Raw genomic sequence first — 16451 nt, 5'->3', positions numbered from 1 at the left:
GCGCCCTCAGCCCGCCTGCAACTGTTCGCCGATCGGCAGGCTGCGGAGGCGTCGGCCGCTCGCCGCGTACAGGGCATTGACCAATGCCGGCGCTACCGGGGGCACACCTGGCTCGCCAACCCCGGTCGGCGCCTCGGCCGAAGGCATGATGTGCACCTCGACCGGCGGCGCTTCATTGATGCGCAACGGCTGATAGTCGTGAAAGTTCGACGGCTGAACCTGCCCGTCCTCGATCATGATCCGTTCGCGCAGCGCAGCGCTCAGGGCAAACAGCGATCCGCCCTCCATCTGCGCCCGCACCACATCCGGGTTCACCGCGATGCCGCAATCGACCGCGCACACGATGCGATCGACCGTAAAGCGGCCGTCGTCGGCAACTGTGACCTCAATCACGTGCGCAACGTAGCTGTTGAAGCTCTCATGCACGGCCACGCCGCGTCCGCGCTTGCCACGCTCGCCGTCAGCAAGCGGCCGGTCCCAGCCGGCCTTGTCGGCTGCCAGCCGCAGCACCGCGGCGTGGCGCGGATGCTTGTCAAGCAGCGCAAGCCGGTAGGTGACCGGATCGGCACCGGCCGCGACGGCAAGTTCGTCGAGGAAGACCTCGGTCGAGAACGCCGTGTGGGTCGAGCCGACCGAGCGCCACCACTGTACCGGCACGCCGACCGCGTCGTTGGTGGTGTGCAACTCGACCGCGAGATTGGGGATCGCGTAGGGCAGATTGCCAGCGCCCTCGACCGAAGTGTGGTCGAGACCGCTCTTCACGGCATCCGTCTCGAAGGGCGAACCGAGCAGGATCGACTGCCCGACGAGTCGATGCCGCCAGGCCGACGGACGGCCGTCGGCGTCGAGCGCGGCCTCGATGCGATGCACGAACAGCGGGCGGTAGTAGCCGGCACGCATGTCGTCCTCGCGCGACCAGACCAGCTTGACCGGCGCACGGCCGTTGATGGCTTTCACGATGTGCGCGGCCTCAAGCACGAAGTCGGACTTCGGGTTCGCACGCCGACCGAAGCTGCCTCCGGCGAACAGCATGTTCAAGCGCACCTGCTCGGGCTTGAGGCCGAACAGCGCCGCCAGCGCCGCCTGATCGACGGTCTGGAACTGCTCGCCGTTCCACACCTCGGCGCCGTCGGCATCAAGGCGGATCACGCAGTTCATCGGCTCCATCGCAGCGTGTGCGAGGTAGGGCATGACGAATTCCGCCTCGATCATCCGACCGCCCTGCGCCAGCGCGGCGGCGGCGTCACCCTCGGCCCGCGCCGAAAGACCCGGCTGACGCACGCGCTCGCGGTAGTCGGCCACTATCGCCTCGGTGCTACCGCGCCACGCGCGCGATTCGTCCCACTCAATCTGAAGCCGGTCGCGGCCGGTCCTGGCACTCCAGTAGTCGCGGGCAAGCACGGCGACCCCGTTCGGAATGCGCACGACATCGTCGACGCCGGCCACTGCCCGCGCCTCCCGGTCGTCGACACTGCGCACCGTCGCGCCGAAGCGCGGCGGGTGGGCCACCACCGCCACCAGCATGCCGGGCAACTTCACGTCCTGCGTGAAGCGGGCCGTACCGGTGGTCTTGGCGACGCTGTCCTTGCGCGGCACACGCGTGCCGATCAGACGGAACTCCGCGGGATCCTTCAGACGCACATCGATCGGCAGTGGCTGACTGGAAGCTGCTTCGGCCAGTTCGCCAAAGCGCGCGCTGCGGCCGCTCTTCGCATGCGTAACGACGCCGTCACGCACCGTGATCTCGCCGGCCGGCACCCGCCACTCGTGCGCGGCGGCCTGCACCAGCATTGCACGCGCGGTCGCGCCGGCGCGGCGCATCTGCTCGAAGGAGTTGGCGATCGCGTTGCTGCCGCCGGTCCCCTGGGCCGGCCCCCAGAACAGGTTGTTGTAGCGTGCCGCATCCGCCGGCGCCCCCTCGACAACCACCTGTGCCCAGGCTGCATCGAGCTCCTCGGCGAGCAGCGTCGCCAGGCCTGTATGCGTACCCTGTCCCATCTCAAGGTGCTTGGCGATGACGGTGACGGTGTCGTCCGTACCGATGCGCACGAAGGCATTCGGCTCAAAGGAGGCAGTCGCTGCACCGGAGGCGGCCAGCGCACGCGCGGCGCCGCCGAACGGCAGTGCGAGCGCGAGCGTAAGGCCGGCACCACTCTTCAGGAAACTGCGACGCGAGACGTTTTCGATATGCGTGGTCATGGTCACTCTCCTCACGCCAGCGCTGCGGCGGCTTCGTGGATCGCCGCGCGGATGCGCACATAGGTGGCGCAACGGCACAGGTTTCCGCCCATGGCCGCGTCGATGTCGGCGTCGCTCGGCTGGGGGTTGGCCGCCAGCAATGCGGTCGCGGACATGATCTGGCCGGACTGGCAATAACCGCACTGCACCACGTCGAGCTTCTGCCAGGCCGCCTGCACCGCGGCGCCTGCTCGCACCGCAGCAACGCCCTCGATGGTGGTCACCGCCTTGCCCGCAACTGCCGACACCGGCGTCACGCACGAACGCAGCGGCTGACCATCCACATGCACGGTACAGGCGCCGCACATCGCCATACCGCAACCGAACTTGGTCCCGGTGAGTTCCAGCCCGTCGCGCAGCACCCACAGCAGGGGCGTGTCGGCGGGCAGCCCGGTTCCGGCCGGGCGGCCGTTCAGCATGAATGAGGTCATTTCCGCGTCTCCCGAAGTGATCGTTCGAAGGCCTTGCGGCCGACTCGCGGAAAGCTTAGGTTTGTCGTTTGTTCAGATAAACAGCCCAATGGTTGAAGAGTCATGAAGCGTAACTTCAGAATCCAGCCGCAGATGCTGCCCGCACTCGCGGCCTTCGAGTGCATCGCGCGCCACGCGAGTTTCAGCCGCGCAGCGGCCGAACTGGCCGTGTCGGCCTCGTCGCTGTCGCAGACCCTGCGCGGGCTCGAAGACCGCCTCGGGGTGCGACTGCTGCAGCGGACCACACGCCGCGTTGGGCTCACCGAGGAGGGGGCGCAGATCCTCGAACGGGTCCGCGAGGGCTTGGCGTCCTTCGCCGACGCACTCGACACGCTCGACACCGGCGGTGACGAGCCGGGCGGCACGGTGCGCATCACGCTGCCGATCTGCGCGTTCGAGGAGCTGTTTGTGCCGCATCTGGAGCGCTTCGCGGAACGCTATCCGCGCATCGACGTGGAGTTCTCGCTCGACAATCTGCTCACCGACATCGTCGCAAGCGGCTTCGACTTCGGCATGCGCATCGTCTCCAGCATCGAGGCCGACATGGTGGCGGTACCGATCGGCCCGCCGCAGCGCCTCATCGTGGTCGGCGCGCCGGCCTATTTCGAACGTCACCCGCAACCGCGTGCGCCCGAAGACCTCGCCGGCCACATCTGTTCAGACTACCGCTACGCGTCGAGCAACCGGCTCGCCGGCTGGACCCTGCACCGTGACGGCGAGCCGATCGACGTGCCGGTGCGAGGCCGCTTCATATGCAACGACCTGAGCGCCGAACGCGAGCTGCTGCGCAGTGGCGTGCTGATCGCACAGACCCTGGAGTCGATGGTGCGCGACGACCTTCGCACCGGGCGCCTGGTGTCGGTGCTCGACGACTACGCCCGCGAACTTTCGCCGTTCCACCTGTACTTCCCGAGCCGTGAGCAGATGCCACGGCGACTGCGCGTGTTCATCGACCACTTCCGCGAGGCCAACGACCCCGCGCGCAGCCAGTAGAATCTGCTCATGAGACAACACGCCACCACCCTGCCCGGCCCCGAACCCACTGAGCGCCGTGACTGGCAGACGCTGAAGAGCCTGATTCCCTATCTGTGGGCCTACAAGGGGCGGGTGGTGTTTGCGCTGGCCTGTCTGATTGCGGCCAAGGGCGCCAACGTGGCGGTGCCGTTGATCTTCAAGGGCGTCATCGACGCGCTGACGATCACGCGCGAGCAGGCCTTCATCGTGGTGCCGGCGGCGCTGCTGCTGGCCTACGGCGTGCTGCGCTTTTCCAACTCTCTGCTCACCGAACTGCGCGAGATCGTCTTTGCGCGGGTCACGCAGCAGGCGGTGCGGCGCATCTCGCTGCAGGTATTCCGCCATCTGCACGCGCTCTCGCTGCGCTTCCACCTTGAGCGCCAGACCGGCGGGCTGACGCGTGACATCGAACGCGGCACGCGTTCGATCAACTCGCTGATCAGCTACACGCTGTATTCCATCCTGCCAACGCTGGTCGAAATCGGGCTGGTGATCGGCATCCTGCTGCTGCAGTACGACGCCGTATTCGCCATCGTCACGGCCGTCACACTGACGCTGTACATCGTATTCACGGTGGTGGTCACCAACTGGCGCACGGCGCTGCGGCGCCACGCCAACGAGCTGGACTCGGCCGCCAACGCGCGCGCCATCGACAGCCTGCTCAACTTCGAGACGGTGAAGTACTTCAACAACGAGGACTACGAGGCGCGTCGCTACGACGAGCAGATCGACCACTGGACGCGCGCCCAGCTCAAGAACCAGTACTCGCTGTCCTTCCTCAACATGGGGCAGGCAGCCATCGTCGCCACCGGCGTGACGATCATGATGTGGCAGGCCGCGGCCCGTGTGGCCAGCGGCGAGATGACCATCGGCGACATCGTGCTGGTCAATGCTTTCCTGATCCAGCTCTACATCCCGCTCAACTTCCTCGGCGTGATCTACCGCGAGCTGCGTCAGGCGCTAACCGACATCGAACGCATGTTCGGCCTGATGCACCAGAACCGCGAGATTGCGGATGCGCCGGACGCCATCGCGCTGGAGCCCGGCCCGGCGGGCGTGCGCTTCGAGAATGTCGGCTTCGCCTACGACCCGAACCGGCAGATCCTGATGGATGTGGATTTCGAGGTGCCGGCCGGTCACACGGTGGCCATCGTCGGCCATTCCGGCTCCGGCAAGTCGACGCTGGCGCGACTGCTGTACCGCTTCTACGACGTAAACAGTGGCGCCATCCGCATCAACGGCCACGACCTGCGCGCACTCACGCAGCACAGCCTGCGCAGCGCCATCGGCATCGTCCCGCAGGACACCGTGCTGTTCAACGACACGCTGTTCTACAACATCCAGTACGGCCGCCCGGACGCCACGCGTGAAGAGGTCGAGGCCGCTGCGCGCGCCGCGCAGCTCACCGATTTCGTCACGCGCCTGCCGGCAGGTTACGACACACGAGTCGGCGAGCGCGGGCTCAAGCTCTCGGGCGGCGAGAAGCAGCGTGTGGCGATTGCCCGCGCACTGCTGAAGAACCCGGCCATCCTGATCTTCGACGAGGCCACCTCGGCGCTCGACTCCAAGACCGAGAAAGCCATCCAGGCGCAGATCGAGCGCGCCGCCAGCGGCCGCACGGCGCTCGTCATCGCGCACCGGCTGTCGACGGTGATGGACGCCGATGAAATCATCGTGCTCGATCAGGGTCGTATCGTGGAGCGCGGCCGTCACGCACAACTGCTGGCCAAGGGCGGCGACTACGCGCGGATGTGGACGCTGCAGCAACAGGAAGCCCAGGAGGAGTGACGCCATGCCACTGCCGAAGATTGCCCTGCTGACCACCGGCGGCACCATCGCCGGCGCGGCGGACGCCGCTTCCGGCCCGGACAGCTACACCGCCGGCACCATTGCCGGCGAGGCACTGCTCGCCGCCGTACCGGGCTTGCGTGAGCGCGCCGACATCGTGGTCGAGCCGTGTATGGCGCTCGACAGCAAGAACATGACGCCCGATCACTGGCTGAAAATTGCGCAAGCTGCGCGCCACCTGATTGCGCGGGCGGACGTGGCCGGGCTGGTCGTCACGCACGGCACCGACACGCTGGAAGAAACCGCGTTGTTCCTCGAACTTCTGCTACCGGCCGCCAAGCCGGTAGTTCTCACCGGTGCTATGCGCCCGGCCGACGCGGTGTCCACCGACGGTCCGTCCAACCTGCTCGACGCGGTGCGCGTGGCGATCGATCCGGCCGCGCACGGGCGCGGCACGCTGGTGGCCTTTGCCGAACACATCCTGCCGGCACGCGGGCTGCGCAAGGCGCACGCCACAAGCGTGGAGGCCTTTGCCGCGCTGGACGGTCCGGTGGGCTCGACGCGGCCCGACGTGCGTTTCTTTCGCCCGCCCGCGCCGCGTGCCGAACTGCTGCCGTGGCCGGACGCCGATCTGCCGCGCGTGGAAATCATTCAGGTCGCGGCCGGCACCTCACCGGACTGGCTGGAGGCTGCGCAGGGCATGGGGGCAAAGGGCGTCGTGCTGGCACTGCCGGGCAACGGCAGCGTGCCGGACGCCTGGCGCGATGCCGTTCGCGCACTCACGCAGAACGGCGTGCCGGTCGTGCGCGCCACGCGCTGCGGCAGCGGCTTTGTGGCCCACCGACGGCTGGATGTGGAACTCGGCACGCTGGCTGCCGGCCGCCTGACTTCGGCGCAGACTCGCGTAGCGCTGGCCCTCGCGCTGGCGGCGGGCGACACGGCAGCCTTCAGCCGCGTCGCACTGACCGATCACAGCTCGTAGTCGTCGACCCCGGCGCCGGTCAGCGCCGCATCCACCATGCGCCGCGACAAGTGCGGCGCGAGCAGTTCGATGAAGGCATACACGTAGCCGCGCAGGAAGGCGTTGCGGCGCAGGCCCAGGCGCGTGGTGCTGGACTCGAACAGGTGCGAGGCGTCCGCCATACCGAGCTTGCGGTCTTCGGCCGCATCAAAGGCCATGCGGGCAAGAATGCCGATACCCAGATCCATCGCCACGTAGGTCTTGATCACGTCCGAATCGAGCGCGGTCAGCACCACATTGGGTTTGAGGCCGCGTCCGAGGAAGGCCTTGTTGACCTTGCTGCGGCCGGTAAAGGCGTCGTCGTAGGTGATCAGCGGGTAGCGCGCGATGGCCTCCAGCGTCAGCGGCTTTTCCTGCAGGATGGGGTGGCGCGGCACGGCGACGATGCAGCGGTTCCACTGCTGGCAGGGCAGCGTCACCAGATCCGCTTCATCGGGAATGAGCTCGGTGGCAATCGCCACATCGGCTTCGCCGTTGAGCACCATCTCGGAAACCTGCCGCGGGTTGCCCTGATGCAGCGACAGCTTCACGCGCGGGTAACGTTCCAGGAAGGCTCGCACCACGGCCGGCAGCGCGTAGCGCGCCTGGGTGTGGGTGGTGGCGATGGACAGGCTGCCCTCGGATTCGTTGGAGAACTCGTCGCCGACTTGTTTGAGGTTGTCGACGTCGCGCAACATGCGTTCGGCGATTTCCAGAATGTGTTTGCCCGGCTCGGTCACACCCACCAGCCGCTTGCCGTGACGCACGAAGATGTCGATGCCCAGTTCGGACTCGAACTGGCGGATCTGCTTGGAAACGCCGGGCTGGGAAGTAAATAGCGCCTCAGCGGCTTCCGAGACGTTGAGGCCGCAGCGCGCGACTTCAAATACGTAACGCAGTTGCTGGAGATTCATGATGGCCTGCGAATCGACTTAATAACCAAGAGTTATTTCAGTTTAACGCATGCACCCTTCTTGTCACTAAGGAGGCACGTTAACATCCGTTCCCATCGCGCAGGACTGTCGGCAATGGACCGACAACCGCCCACGGAGAAGACGGATGTATCAATACGACGAATACGACCAACGGCTGGTAGACGAGCGCGTCGCGCAGTTCCGCGACCAGACGCAACGCTATCTGGCCGGCGAGCTGTCCGAGGACGAGTACCGCCCGCTGCGTCTGCAGAACGGCCTGTACACCCAGCGCTACGCGCCGATGCTGCGCGTCGCCATCCCCTACGGCCTGCTCGCCAGCCGCCAGCTGCGCATGCTCGCGCACGTTGCGCGCACCTACGACCGCGGCTACGGCCACTTCACGACGCGCCAGAACATGCAGTTCAACTGGCCGGAGATCAAGGACGTGCCGGAGATCCTCGCCCAGCTGGCGACGGTCGAGATGCATGCCATCCAGACCTCGGGCAACTGCATCCGCAACATCACCTCCGACCCCTTCGCCGGTGTGGCCGGCGACGAGCTGGTCGACCCGCGTCCGTGGTGCGAGGTGCTGCGCCAGTGGAGCACTTTCCACCCCGAGTTCGCCTTCCTGCCGCGCAAGTTCAAGTTCGCGGTCAACGGCGCCGAGCACGACCGCGCGGTGATCCAGGCACACGACATCGGGCTCGACGTGAAGCGTGACGAGGCCGGCAACGTGGGCTTCCGCGTGCTGGTCGGCGGCGGTCTGGGCCGCACGCCGATCATCGGCGAAGAGATTGCCGCCTTCGTGCCGTGGCAGCACATCATCAGCTACTGCGAGGCCATCCTGCGGGTCTACAACCGCTTCGGCCGCCGCGACAACAAGTACAAGGCGCGCATCAAGATCCTGGTCAAGGCCATGGGCGTGGAGGCTTTCCGCGAGCAGGTCGAAGCCGAGTGGGCGCACTTCAAGGATGGCCCGCTGACGCTGACCGCAGCCGAAGTGGCCCGCGTCGCCGCGCACTTCGTCGATCCGGCCTACGAGGCGCTGCCGGCCGACGACGCCGGCTACCAGGCGCTGCTGGGCGAGAACAAGGCCTTTGCCGCCTGGGCCAAGCGCAACGTGCGCGCCCACAAGCAGCCGGGTTACGCCATCGTGTCACTATCGACCAAGCACAAGGACGTGGCGCCGGGCGACATCACTGCCGAGCAGATGGATCACGCCGCCGACTGGGCCGACCGCTACAGCTTCGGCGAACTGCGCGTGACGCACGAGCAGAACCTGGTGCTTGCCGACGTACGCCAGTCGGACCTCTTCTCGCTGTGGAGCGAGGCGCGCGACGCCGGCTTGGCCAGCCCCAACATCGGCCTGCTGACCGACATCATCGCCTGCCCCGGCGGTGACTTCTGCGGTCTGGCCAACGCCAAGTCGATCCCGATCGCCAACGCCATCCAGGCGCGCTTCGACGATCTCGACTACCTGTACGACATCGGTGACATCGAGATCAACATCTCGGGCTGCATGAACGCCTGTGGCCACCACCACGTCGGCCACATCGGCGTGCTCGGCGTCGATAAGAACGGCGAAGAGTGGTACCAGGTCACGGTCGGCGGCAGCCAGGGCAACGACACCTCGCTTGGCAAAGTCATCGGCCCGTCGTTTGCCGCAGCCGACATGCCTGACGTGGTCACGAAGCTGATCGACACCTATCTGGCCGAGCGCCTCGACGAGGACGAGCGCTTCATCGCCACCGCCCGCCGCATCGGCATCGAGCCGTTCAAGGCCAACGTATATGGCGCCCGCGAGGCGCAGAGGAAGGTCGTCAATGGCTAAGCTCATCCGCAACGGCCGCGTCGAGGACGACGCGCGCATCGTCGTCACCCTCGCCGAGGGCGACACGCCCGAAACCGTCGCGCTACCGCAAGGCGCGCTGCTGGTGCCGCTGGCCGTATGGCAGGCTCGCCGTGAGGATCTCGCCGGCCGCGACGTCGGCGTGTGGCTGGCCGGCGACCAGGACCCGGCCGTTCTGGCCGACGATCTGGCCAGCCTGTCGGTGGTCGGCGTACATTTCCCGGCCTTCACCGACGGCCGCGGCAGCTCCATCGCCGTGCTGCTGCGCTCGCGTTACGGCTACACCGGCGAGGTGCGTGCCATCGGCGACGTGCTGCGCGACCAGTTCAATCTCTACACGCGCTGCGGCATCAACGCATTGCAGCCGGCCGAGGGTCGCTACACCGACGCACAGCTCGAAGCCGCCGTGGCCAGCCTCACCGACTTCAGCCAGCCCTATCAGGCCTCGGTGAAAGACCCCGAGCCGCTGTTCCGCCGCGTCGCCCGCGCCGCCTGAGGAGCCCGCCATGCATCCGAACATGAACCCGAATCTGGCCGATACCGCTCTGCGCGAATCGGTCTCGGCCAAAGCCGCCGCCGCGGCTGAGCTGCTGGCCCGCATCGCGCGCGACTTCACTCCGGTCGGACTGGCCAACAGCCTCGGCGCCGAAGACATGGTGCTGACCGACCTGATCGCCAAGGGCGGGCTGGCCATCGACAACTTCTCGCTCGACACCGGCCGCCTGCCGGCTGAAACCTACGACCTGATGGCCCGCGTGCAGCAGCACTACGGCCTCAAACTCACGCTGTACTACCCGCAGCACGAGAACGTCGAGGCCTTCACGCGCGAGAACGGCATCAACGGCTTCTACGACTCGGTCGAAGCGCGCAAGGCCTGCTGCCACGCCCGCAAGGTCGAGCCGCTGCAGCGCGCGCTCAAGGGCAAGAAGGCCTGGATCACCGGCATGCGCGCCCAGCAGTCCGCGACCCGCGCCGAGCTGCCGGTGCAGCTCTTCGACGCCGACAACGGGCTGGAGAAGTTCAACCCGCTCGCCGACTGGACCGAGAAGGAAGTGTGGGCCTACATCCGCCTCAACGAGGTGCCGTACAACGCTTTGCACGACAAGTTCTACCCGAGCATCGGCTGCGCACCCTGTACCCGGCCGGTGGCGATTGGCGAGGACGTCCGCGCCGGCCGCTGGTGGTGGGAGAACCCGGAGAGCAAGGAATGCGGACTGCACGTACTGAAGAAGGCCTGAAGCTGAAGAGCGAAGCCCCGCGCGGCCGACTGGCCGCACTGAAAGCCGGACTGCGCGCCGCCCTGCGTGCGCTGCGCAGCCACCCGAAACGCTGAAGAAGACGAACCGATGTCCACCCTGACCAAACAGACCCTCAGCCACCTCGACTGGCTGGAAGCCGAAGCCATCCACATCCTGCGTGAAGTCGCAGGCCAGTGCGCCAATCCGGCGCTGCTGTTCTCCGGCGGCAAGGATTCGATCTGCCTCTTGCGCCTGGCCGAAAAGGCCTTCCGCCCGGGCCGCTTCCCGTTCCCGCTGCTGCACATCGACACCGGTCACAACTACCGCGAAGTGATCGAGTTCCGTGACCGCCGTGCCGCCGAGCTGGGCGAGCGGCTGATCGTGCGTTCGGTGGAAGACTCCATGGCGCGCGGCACGGTGGTGCTGAAGAGCCCCACCGAATCGCGCAACAAGCACCAGTCGGTTACGCTGCTCGAAGCCATCGAGGAGTTCGGCTTCGACGCGTGCATCGGCGGCGCGCGGCGCGACGAGGAAAAGGCCCGCGCCAAGGAACGCATCATGAGCTTCCGCGACGAGTTCGGTCAGTGGGACCCGAAGAACCAGCGCCCCGAGCTGTGGAACCTGTTCAATGCGCGTTCGCACAAGGGCGAAAACATCCGCGCCTTTCCGATCAGCAACTGGACCGAGCTGGACGTGTGGCAGTACATCGAGCGTGAAAACCTCGAACTGCCGTCGATCTACTTCGCCCACGTTCGCCCGGTGGTGCGCAAGGGTGACCTGCTCTACCCGATCACCGAACTGACGCCGGCCCAGCCGGGCGACAAGGTCGAGGACATGCTGGTGCGCTACCGCACAGTCGGCGACGTGACCTGCACGGCGCCGGTCCAGTCCGACGCTGACAGCGTCGCCAAGATCCTGCTGGAAACGGCCACGACAACGATCACCGAGCGCGGCGCCACGCGCATGGACGACCAGACTTCCGAAGCCTCGATGGAGCAGCGCAAGAAAGAAGGCTACTTCTGAAACGCGCGCCCGAGCACTCACCGAATACCGAAGGAATCATGAACATGTCCGCCAATGAAAACCTCCCCGGCATCGACACCGGCCTGCTGCGCTTTCTGACCTGCGGCAGCGTCGATGACGGCAAGAGCACGCTGATCGGCCGCCTGCTGTTCGACACCAAGACCATCCTCGTCGACACGCTCAGCGCCATCGAAAAGACCTCGGCCCGACGCGGCATGAATGCCGTCGACCTGTCGCTGCTCACCGACGGTCTGCAGGCCGAGCGCGAGCAGGGCATCACCATCGACGTGGCCTACCGCTACTTCTCGACCGGCACGCGCAAATACATCATCGCCGACGCTCCGGGCCACGAGCAGTACACGCGCAATATGGTCACCGCCGCCTCGACCGCGCATCTGGCCATCATCCTGGTCGATGCACGCAAGGGCGTGCAGACGCAGACGCGTCGCCACTCGTATCTGGCGCACCTGGTGAACATTCCGCATCTGGTGGTAGCGGTGAACAAGATGGATCTGGTCGGCTACGACCGCGAGACCTTCGAGCAGATCCGCGCCGAATACCTGGCCTTCGCACGCAAGCTGGGCATTCCCGACGTACGCTTCATCCCGATGTCGGCGCTCAACGGCGACATGGTGGTGGATCGCGGCGACCAGCTCGACTGGTACGACGGCCCGACCCTGCTGCAGGTGCTCGAAGCCACGCCGACCGCCCACACCGAAGAACCGGAGGATTTCCGCTTTCCGGTGCAGTATGTGTGCCGCCCGCAGGACTCGGCCAACGCGGCGCTGCATGACTACCGCGGTTTCATGGGCCGCGTCGAATCGGGCCAGATCGCGGTCGGTGACGCGGTAACGGTGCTGCCGTCCGGGCGCAGCAGCCACGTCAAGGCCATCGAGATCGGTGGCGTGCGTCAGCCGCTGGCCATCCACGAGCAGTCGGTGACGCTGCTGCTGGAAGACGAGATCGACATCTCGCGCGGCGACATGATCGTCAAGAGCAGCGAGCAGCCGCAGGTCGTGAAGCAGATCGAGGCAGACATCTGCTGGCTGTCCGAGCAAGCGCTGTCGCCGGCCCGCACCTACCTGCTGCGCCACACCACGCGCGAGGCCAAGGCCAAAGTCGCCAAGATCGACTACCGGCTGGATCTGAACACGCTCGACAACGTCGAGGCGAACGCGCTCGAGATGAACGACATCGCCAGGCTGACGCTCAAGCTTGCGCAGCCGGTATTCACCGATGCCTACGCTGATAATCGCGCCACCGGCGCCTTCATCCTGATCGACGAGAGCACCAACAACACGGTCGGGGCCGGAATGATTCGCTGATATGGCGTGACCGGTGCGATAATCGCGGGGGGCCGGAAGGCCCCCCGCTCGCGTTCACTGCGCAAGCAAGGACACCACGGCCCGCCCCCGGAGACAGTTTGGCGACGGCCGACCTACAAGAAAGACGGAACATGAAGCGCCTTGATGATTACCGCCTGAAACTGGGCAACCGCGAATTCGTGCCGATCATGATCGGCGGCATGGGCGTGGACATCTCGACTTCCGACCTGTCGCTGGTTGCCGCCCGCCTCGGTGGCATCGGCCACATTTCGGATGCGATGGTCCCGACCGTCAGCGACCGCCGTTACGACACCAAGTACGTGCGCGACAAACAGAAGCTGTACAAATTCAACGTCGCCAACATGGACAAGTCAGCCGTCCAGTTCGACCTTGCCGTGCTGGCAGAAGCCACCGAAACGCACGTGCGCCGCACCATGGAGCGCAAGCAGGGCGACGGCCTGGTGTTTATCAACTGCATGGAAAAGCTGACGATGAACGGGCCCAAGGACACGCTGCGCGTGCGCCTGCGCTCGGCGCTGGATGCCGGCATTGACGGCATCACGCTGGCGGCCGGCCTGCATCTGGGTTCGTTCGCACTGATCGAGGATCACCCGCGCTTTCGCGACGCCAAGCTCGGCATCATCGTGTCGTCGCTGCGCGCCCTGCAGCTGTTCCTGAAGAAATCCGCCCGCACCAACCGCATGCCCGACTACATCGTGGTCGAAGGCCCGCTGGCGGGTGGCCACCTTGGCTTCGGCATGGACTGGGAGAAATACGACCTGTTTGCCATCGTCGCCGAGATCCGTGACTGGATGCAGGCCGAGCAGCTCGACATCCCGCTGATCGCCGCCGGCGGTGTCTTCACCGGCTCCGACGCGGTAGCGCATATCGAGAACGGCGCCGCGGCCGTGCAGGTTGCCACACGCTTCACGGTGACCCACGAATGCGGCCTGCCGGACGACGTCAAGCAGCACTATTTTGACGCGCAGGAAGAGGAGATCGAGGTCAATCAGGTCTCCCCGACCGGCTATCCGATGCGCATGCTCACGAGCAGCCCGGCCATCGGCGCCGGCATCCGCCCGAACTGCGAAGCCTACGGTTATCTGCTCGACGCCAACGGGGGCTGCTCGTACATCGACGCCTACAACCGTGAAGTCGCGCTGCACCCGGACGAGAAGAAGCTCAAGGTCATGGACAAGACCTGTCTGTGCACCCACATGCGCAACTTCGACTGCTGGACCTGTGGTCACTACACCTATCGCCTGAAGGACACCAGCGTGCGCGGCGAGGACGGCAAGTACCAGCTGCTCACCGCCGAGCATGTGTTCAAGGACTACCAGTTCAGCACCGACAACCGCATCGCGATGCCCTGAACCGGGCAAGCGAAGCCAAAAAAAGCCCGCCGGAAGGCGGGCTTTTTTTATACAGCGCTCTTCAACGGTTGAGGAAGCCGCCCAGTCCTTTCTGCAGGTTCTCCTTCAGGCTTTCCCCTGCTTTCTCCTTCAGTTCCGGCGAAAGCTTCTCCTGCACTGCGCCCTTGAGCTTCTCCTGCGCCTGCTGCTTGACGGCGTCGCTCATCAGATTCTGCAGATCGAGCCCGAAGGACGGGCTGGAGAACGTACCCGAGACCTTGATCGGCACGGTCACGCCCTTGAGACTCTCCATGCCGTCACCGCCCTGCCCGGACAAACTCGCCACCACACTGGCACGAACCGTGTAGTCGATGGTCTCCTCGGGGATGTTGGCGCTGCCCTTGCCGCCGACGCGCAGCAAGGGTGAGCGCACATCCAGATCCTCGTTGCGCGCCACCCCGTTGGCAATCTGCACGGTTCCGGTCAGCTGCGAGAAGTCCGTCTGGTTGGGCTCATTGGTCTCGGGCGCCGACTTGCCGGTCATGCGGGCCTGTGCCTGGCGCAGATACTGGGCAATGTTGATGCCTTTCACGGCCCCGTTCAGAAAACTGAAGGACACATCGCCCCCGAGGGTGCGCTTCATGGCGTTGATGTCATTGCCGCGCAGCTGCAACTTGGCGGTGAGATTGGTGTTGCCGGTCAGACGTTCTTCTGCGCCGGAAAGATCACGCAACAGCGGACCAACCTGTACGCCCTTGAGCGACTCGTCGAGCGACACCGCCAGCGCCTGGCCGCGACCATCCAGCGTGATGTTGCCGGCGTAGCGGCCTTCGTACAGCGCTGCCGACAGCGGCGACACGCGCACCACGCCGTTCTGCGCGTTCACGTCGATGCTGATATCGGTCACAGTCATGCCACTGGCCACCAGCTTGCCGACGCGCAGCTTGCCGATGATGTCGAGCCCGCGCAGCATGGCCGGATCGACAATCTGCTCGGAATCAGCCGAAGCATCCTTTTTGCCGCCACCCCCTGCCGCCGGCTTGGCCGGATCGGAAGGCGGCAGATAGCGGTCGACATTGATGCCGTCCAGTGCCAGATCGAAGCGCAGTGCCTGCTTGGCAAAATCGGTCACGCGGACTTCACCGGTAAGGTTGCTGTCATCGAGCACCGCGACCAGCTCGCGCAACGCAGCCGAGGTCGTGGTGGCCTCGAGGCTGGTCTTCAGGCTCACGCGCTTGAGCACCGCCGGATCAGACACTTTCGGCGCCTCGATGCCCAATGCGCTTATGGTTGGCCCCGGATCGAACGCGGGCACCTCCAGCATGCCGCTGACGGCGGGCGCAGAGGTGAGGTTCTTCGCGGCGAAACTACCCAGCGCCTTGACGCCATAGCCAGTGAATTCCATGCCGTCGATGCTGGCGGTACCGCTCGCCATGTCCACCGCCAGATTGCTGGCCAGCAGCAGTTCGGCCTTGCCGCCGGGCAGGCCCGCTCCGGTGCCGTTGAAACGCAGCGTAAAGCCTTCGATATCGGCGGATGGACCCGCCAGATCGAACAGCACTTTGCCGGCGATATCCACACGCCCCGCCACCTCAGGCTCGCTCACCGCCACATCGAAACCGAGTTCCAGCGGGAAACGTTTACCGGGGCTGACCTCGCCGGTCTTGAGATCAAGGTTGTCGATGACGTATTCGGCCTTGGCCTGACGGTCGGCATAGGACACGCGCGCCGACTCGATCTGAACGCCGGAAACTACCAGCCCGGCCACCGCCGCGCCGCCGTCGGCCGCCGGAGAACCCGTGCTGGCAGGGGCCTCTTTCTCTCCGCCGGCGCCCGCGAGATCTTCCCAGTTGCTCTTGCCCTGTTCGTTGACGACCAGATCCAGTTTGAGATCGCGCAGCACGATGCGGTCGACCTCGACCTCCTTGCGCAGCAGCGGCATCAGCCGCGCGCGCACCTGCACTTCACCCACACTGGCAAACGGCGCATCGCCGAAGCCCGGCGCGTTGCCGAGGCTGACCTGGGCAATTTCGACGCCGATCCACGGGAACACCGACAAGCCGATGTCGCCGTCGATGGCGAGCTTGCGACCGGTGGCCTTCTCCGCCTCCTCGGCGATGCGATCACGATAGTCGTTAGGATCGAAGACAAACGTCAGATAGGCCGCGAGCGCGCCAAACAGCACGACAACGACCCCTAGAATGATGGCGATGATGCGGACTGCGGTCTTCATTGCGGCC

The 16451-nt window shown here is 65.9% G+C and carries 14 protein-coding genes; 10 read left to right on the top strand and 4 right to left on the bottom strand.

The genetic code is table 11. The annotated features are described in order from the left end of the window. Positions 1 to 6: 6 nt before the first annotated feature. Together AC6H0R_RS08195 and AC6H0R_RS08190 are read right to left on the bottom strand one after the other, a co-directional pair. Positions 7 to 2199, bottom strand: coding sequence for a xanthine dehydrogenase family protein molybdopterin-binding subunit (locus AC6H0R_RS08195; protein ID WP_497580870.1), 2193 nt, complete (start codon positions 2197 to 2199; stop codon positions 7 to 9). Positions 2200 to 2210: 11 nt separating this feature from the next. Next, a complete protein-coding gene (locus AC6H0R_RS08190) occupies positions 2211 to 2669 on the bottom strand; it encodes a (2Fe-2S)-binding protein (RefSeq protein WP_497580869.1) in 459 nt (152 codons plus the stop codon). A gap of 102 nt (positions 2670 to 2771) precedes the next feature. Here AC6H0R_RS08190 and AC6H0R_RS08185 point away from each other — a divergent pair, with 102 nt between their 5' ends. The 3 genes from AC6H0R_RS08185 to AC6H0R_RS08175 are packed head-to-tail and all read left to right on the top strand — an operon-like array spanning position 2772 to position 6492. Beyond that, a complete protein-coding gene (locus AC6H0R_RS08185) occupies positions 2772 to 3701 on the top strand; it encodes a LysR family transcriptional regulator (RefSeq protein ID WP_497580868.1) in 930 nt (309 codons plus the stop codon). A gap of 9 nt (positions 3702 to 3710) precedes the next feature. Then, a complete protein-coding gene (locus tag AC6H0R_RS08180) occupies positions 3711 to 5510 on the top strand; it encodes an ABCB family ABC transporter ATP-binding protein/permease (protein ID WP_497580867.1) in 1800 nt (599 codons plus the stop codon). Between the two features lie 4 nt (positions 5511 to 5514). Continuing rightward, entirely contained in the window at positions 5515 to 6492 is a 978-nt protein-coding gene (locus AC6H0R_RS08175; protein WP_497580866.1) for an asparaginase, read from the top strand. Here AC6H0R_RS08175 and AC6H0R_RS08170 read toward each other — a convergent pair. Next, positions 6480 to 7424, bottom strand: coding sequence for a CysB family HTH-type transcriptional regulator (locus tag AC6H0R_RS08170; RefSeq protein WP_497580865.1), 945 nt, complete (start codon positions 7422 to 7424; stop codon positions 6480 to 6482). The genes AC6H0R_RS08175 and AC6H0R_RS08170 overlap by 13 nt on opposite strands. Before the next feature lie 145 nt (positions 7425 to 7569). Here AC6H0R_RS08170 and AC6H0R_RS08165 point away from each other — a divergent pair, with 145 nt between their 5' ends. From AC6H0R_RS08165 to AC6H0R_RS08135, 7 genes are all read left to right on the top strand, one after another. Then, positions 7570 to 9255, top strand: coding sequence for a nitrite/sulfite reductase (locus tag AC6H0R_RS08165; protein ID WP_497580864.1), 1686 nt, complete (start codon positions 7570 to 7572; stop codon positions 9253 to 9255). After that, complete coding sequence (locus AC6H0R_RS08160; protein ID WP_497580863.1) at positions 9248 to 9769, top strand: DUF934 domain-containing protein; 522 nt, start codon at positions 9248 to 9250, stop codon at positions 9767 to 9769. Before AC6H0R_RS08165 ends, AC6H0R_RS08160 begins: the two co-directional genes overlap by 8 nt. Before the next feature lie 10 nt (positions 9770 to 9779). Then, positions 9780 to 10511 (top strand): phosphoadenylyl-sulfate reductase, encoded by a 732-nt coding sequence (locus tag AC6H0R_RS08155; protein WP_497580862.1) that lies wholly within the window; start codon positions 9780 to 9782, stop codon positions 10509 to 10511. After that, positions 10481 to 10606: a hypothetical protein gene (locus tag AC6H0R_RS08150; RefSeq protein ID WP_497580861.1), complete on the top strand. Its 126-nt coding sequence runs from the start codon at positions 10481 to 10483 to the stop codon at positions 10604 to 10606. The genes AC6H0R_RS08155 and AC6H0R_RS08150 overlap by 31 nt, the downstream gene beginning before the upstream one ends. 13 nt (positions 10607 to 10619) lie before the next feature. Further along, entirely contained in the window at positions 10620 to 11534 is a 915-nt protein-coding gene (gene cysD, locus AC6H0R_RS08145) for a sulfate adenylyltransferase subunit CysD (RefSeq protein WP_497580860.1), read from the top strand. Between the two features lie 44 nt (positions 11535 to 11578). Then, complete coding sequence (cysN, locus tag AC6H0R_RS08140; RefSeq protein WP_497580859.1) at positions 11579 to 12859, top strand: sulfate adenylyltransferase subunit CysN; 1281 nt, start codon at positions 11579 to 11581, stop codon at positions 12857 to 12859. Positions 12860 to 12990: 131 nt separating this feature from the next. After that, on the top strand, positions 12991 to 14232 hold the full coding sequence (locus AC6H0R_RS08135; protein WP_497580858.1) for a nitronate monooxygenase: 1242 nt from the start codon (positions 12991 to 12993) through the stop codon (positions 14230 to 14232). A gap of 61 nt (positions 14233 to 14293) precedes the next feature. Here the strand turns inward: AC6H0R_RS08135 and AC6H0R_RS08130 are convergent, their stop codons facing one another. Further along, complete coding sequence (locus AC6H0R_RS08130) at positions 14294 to 16444, bottom strand: AsmA family protein (protein WP_497580857.1); 2151 nt, start codon at positions 16442 to 16444, stop codon at positions 14294 to 14296. Positions 16445 to 16451 lie beyond the last annotated feature (7 nt).

The sequence above is a fragment of the Pseudazoarcus sp. NS36 genome (assembly GCF_059703705.1).
The sequence above is the reverse complement of the archived record's forward strand: the minus strand, read 5'-3'. Positions and strand labels throughout refer to the sequence as shown.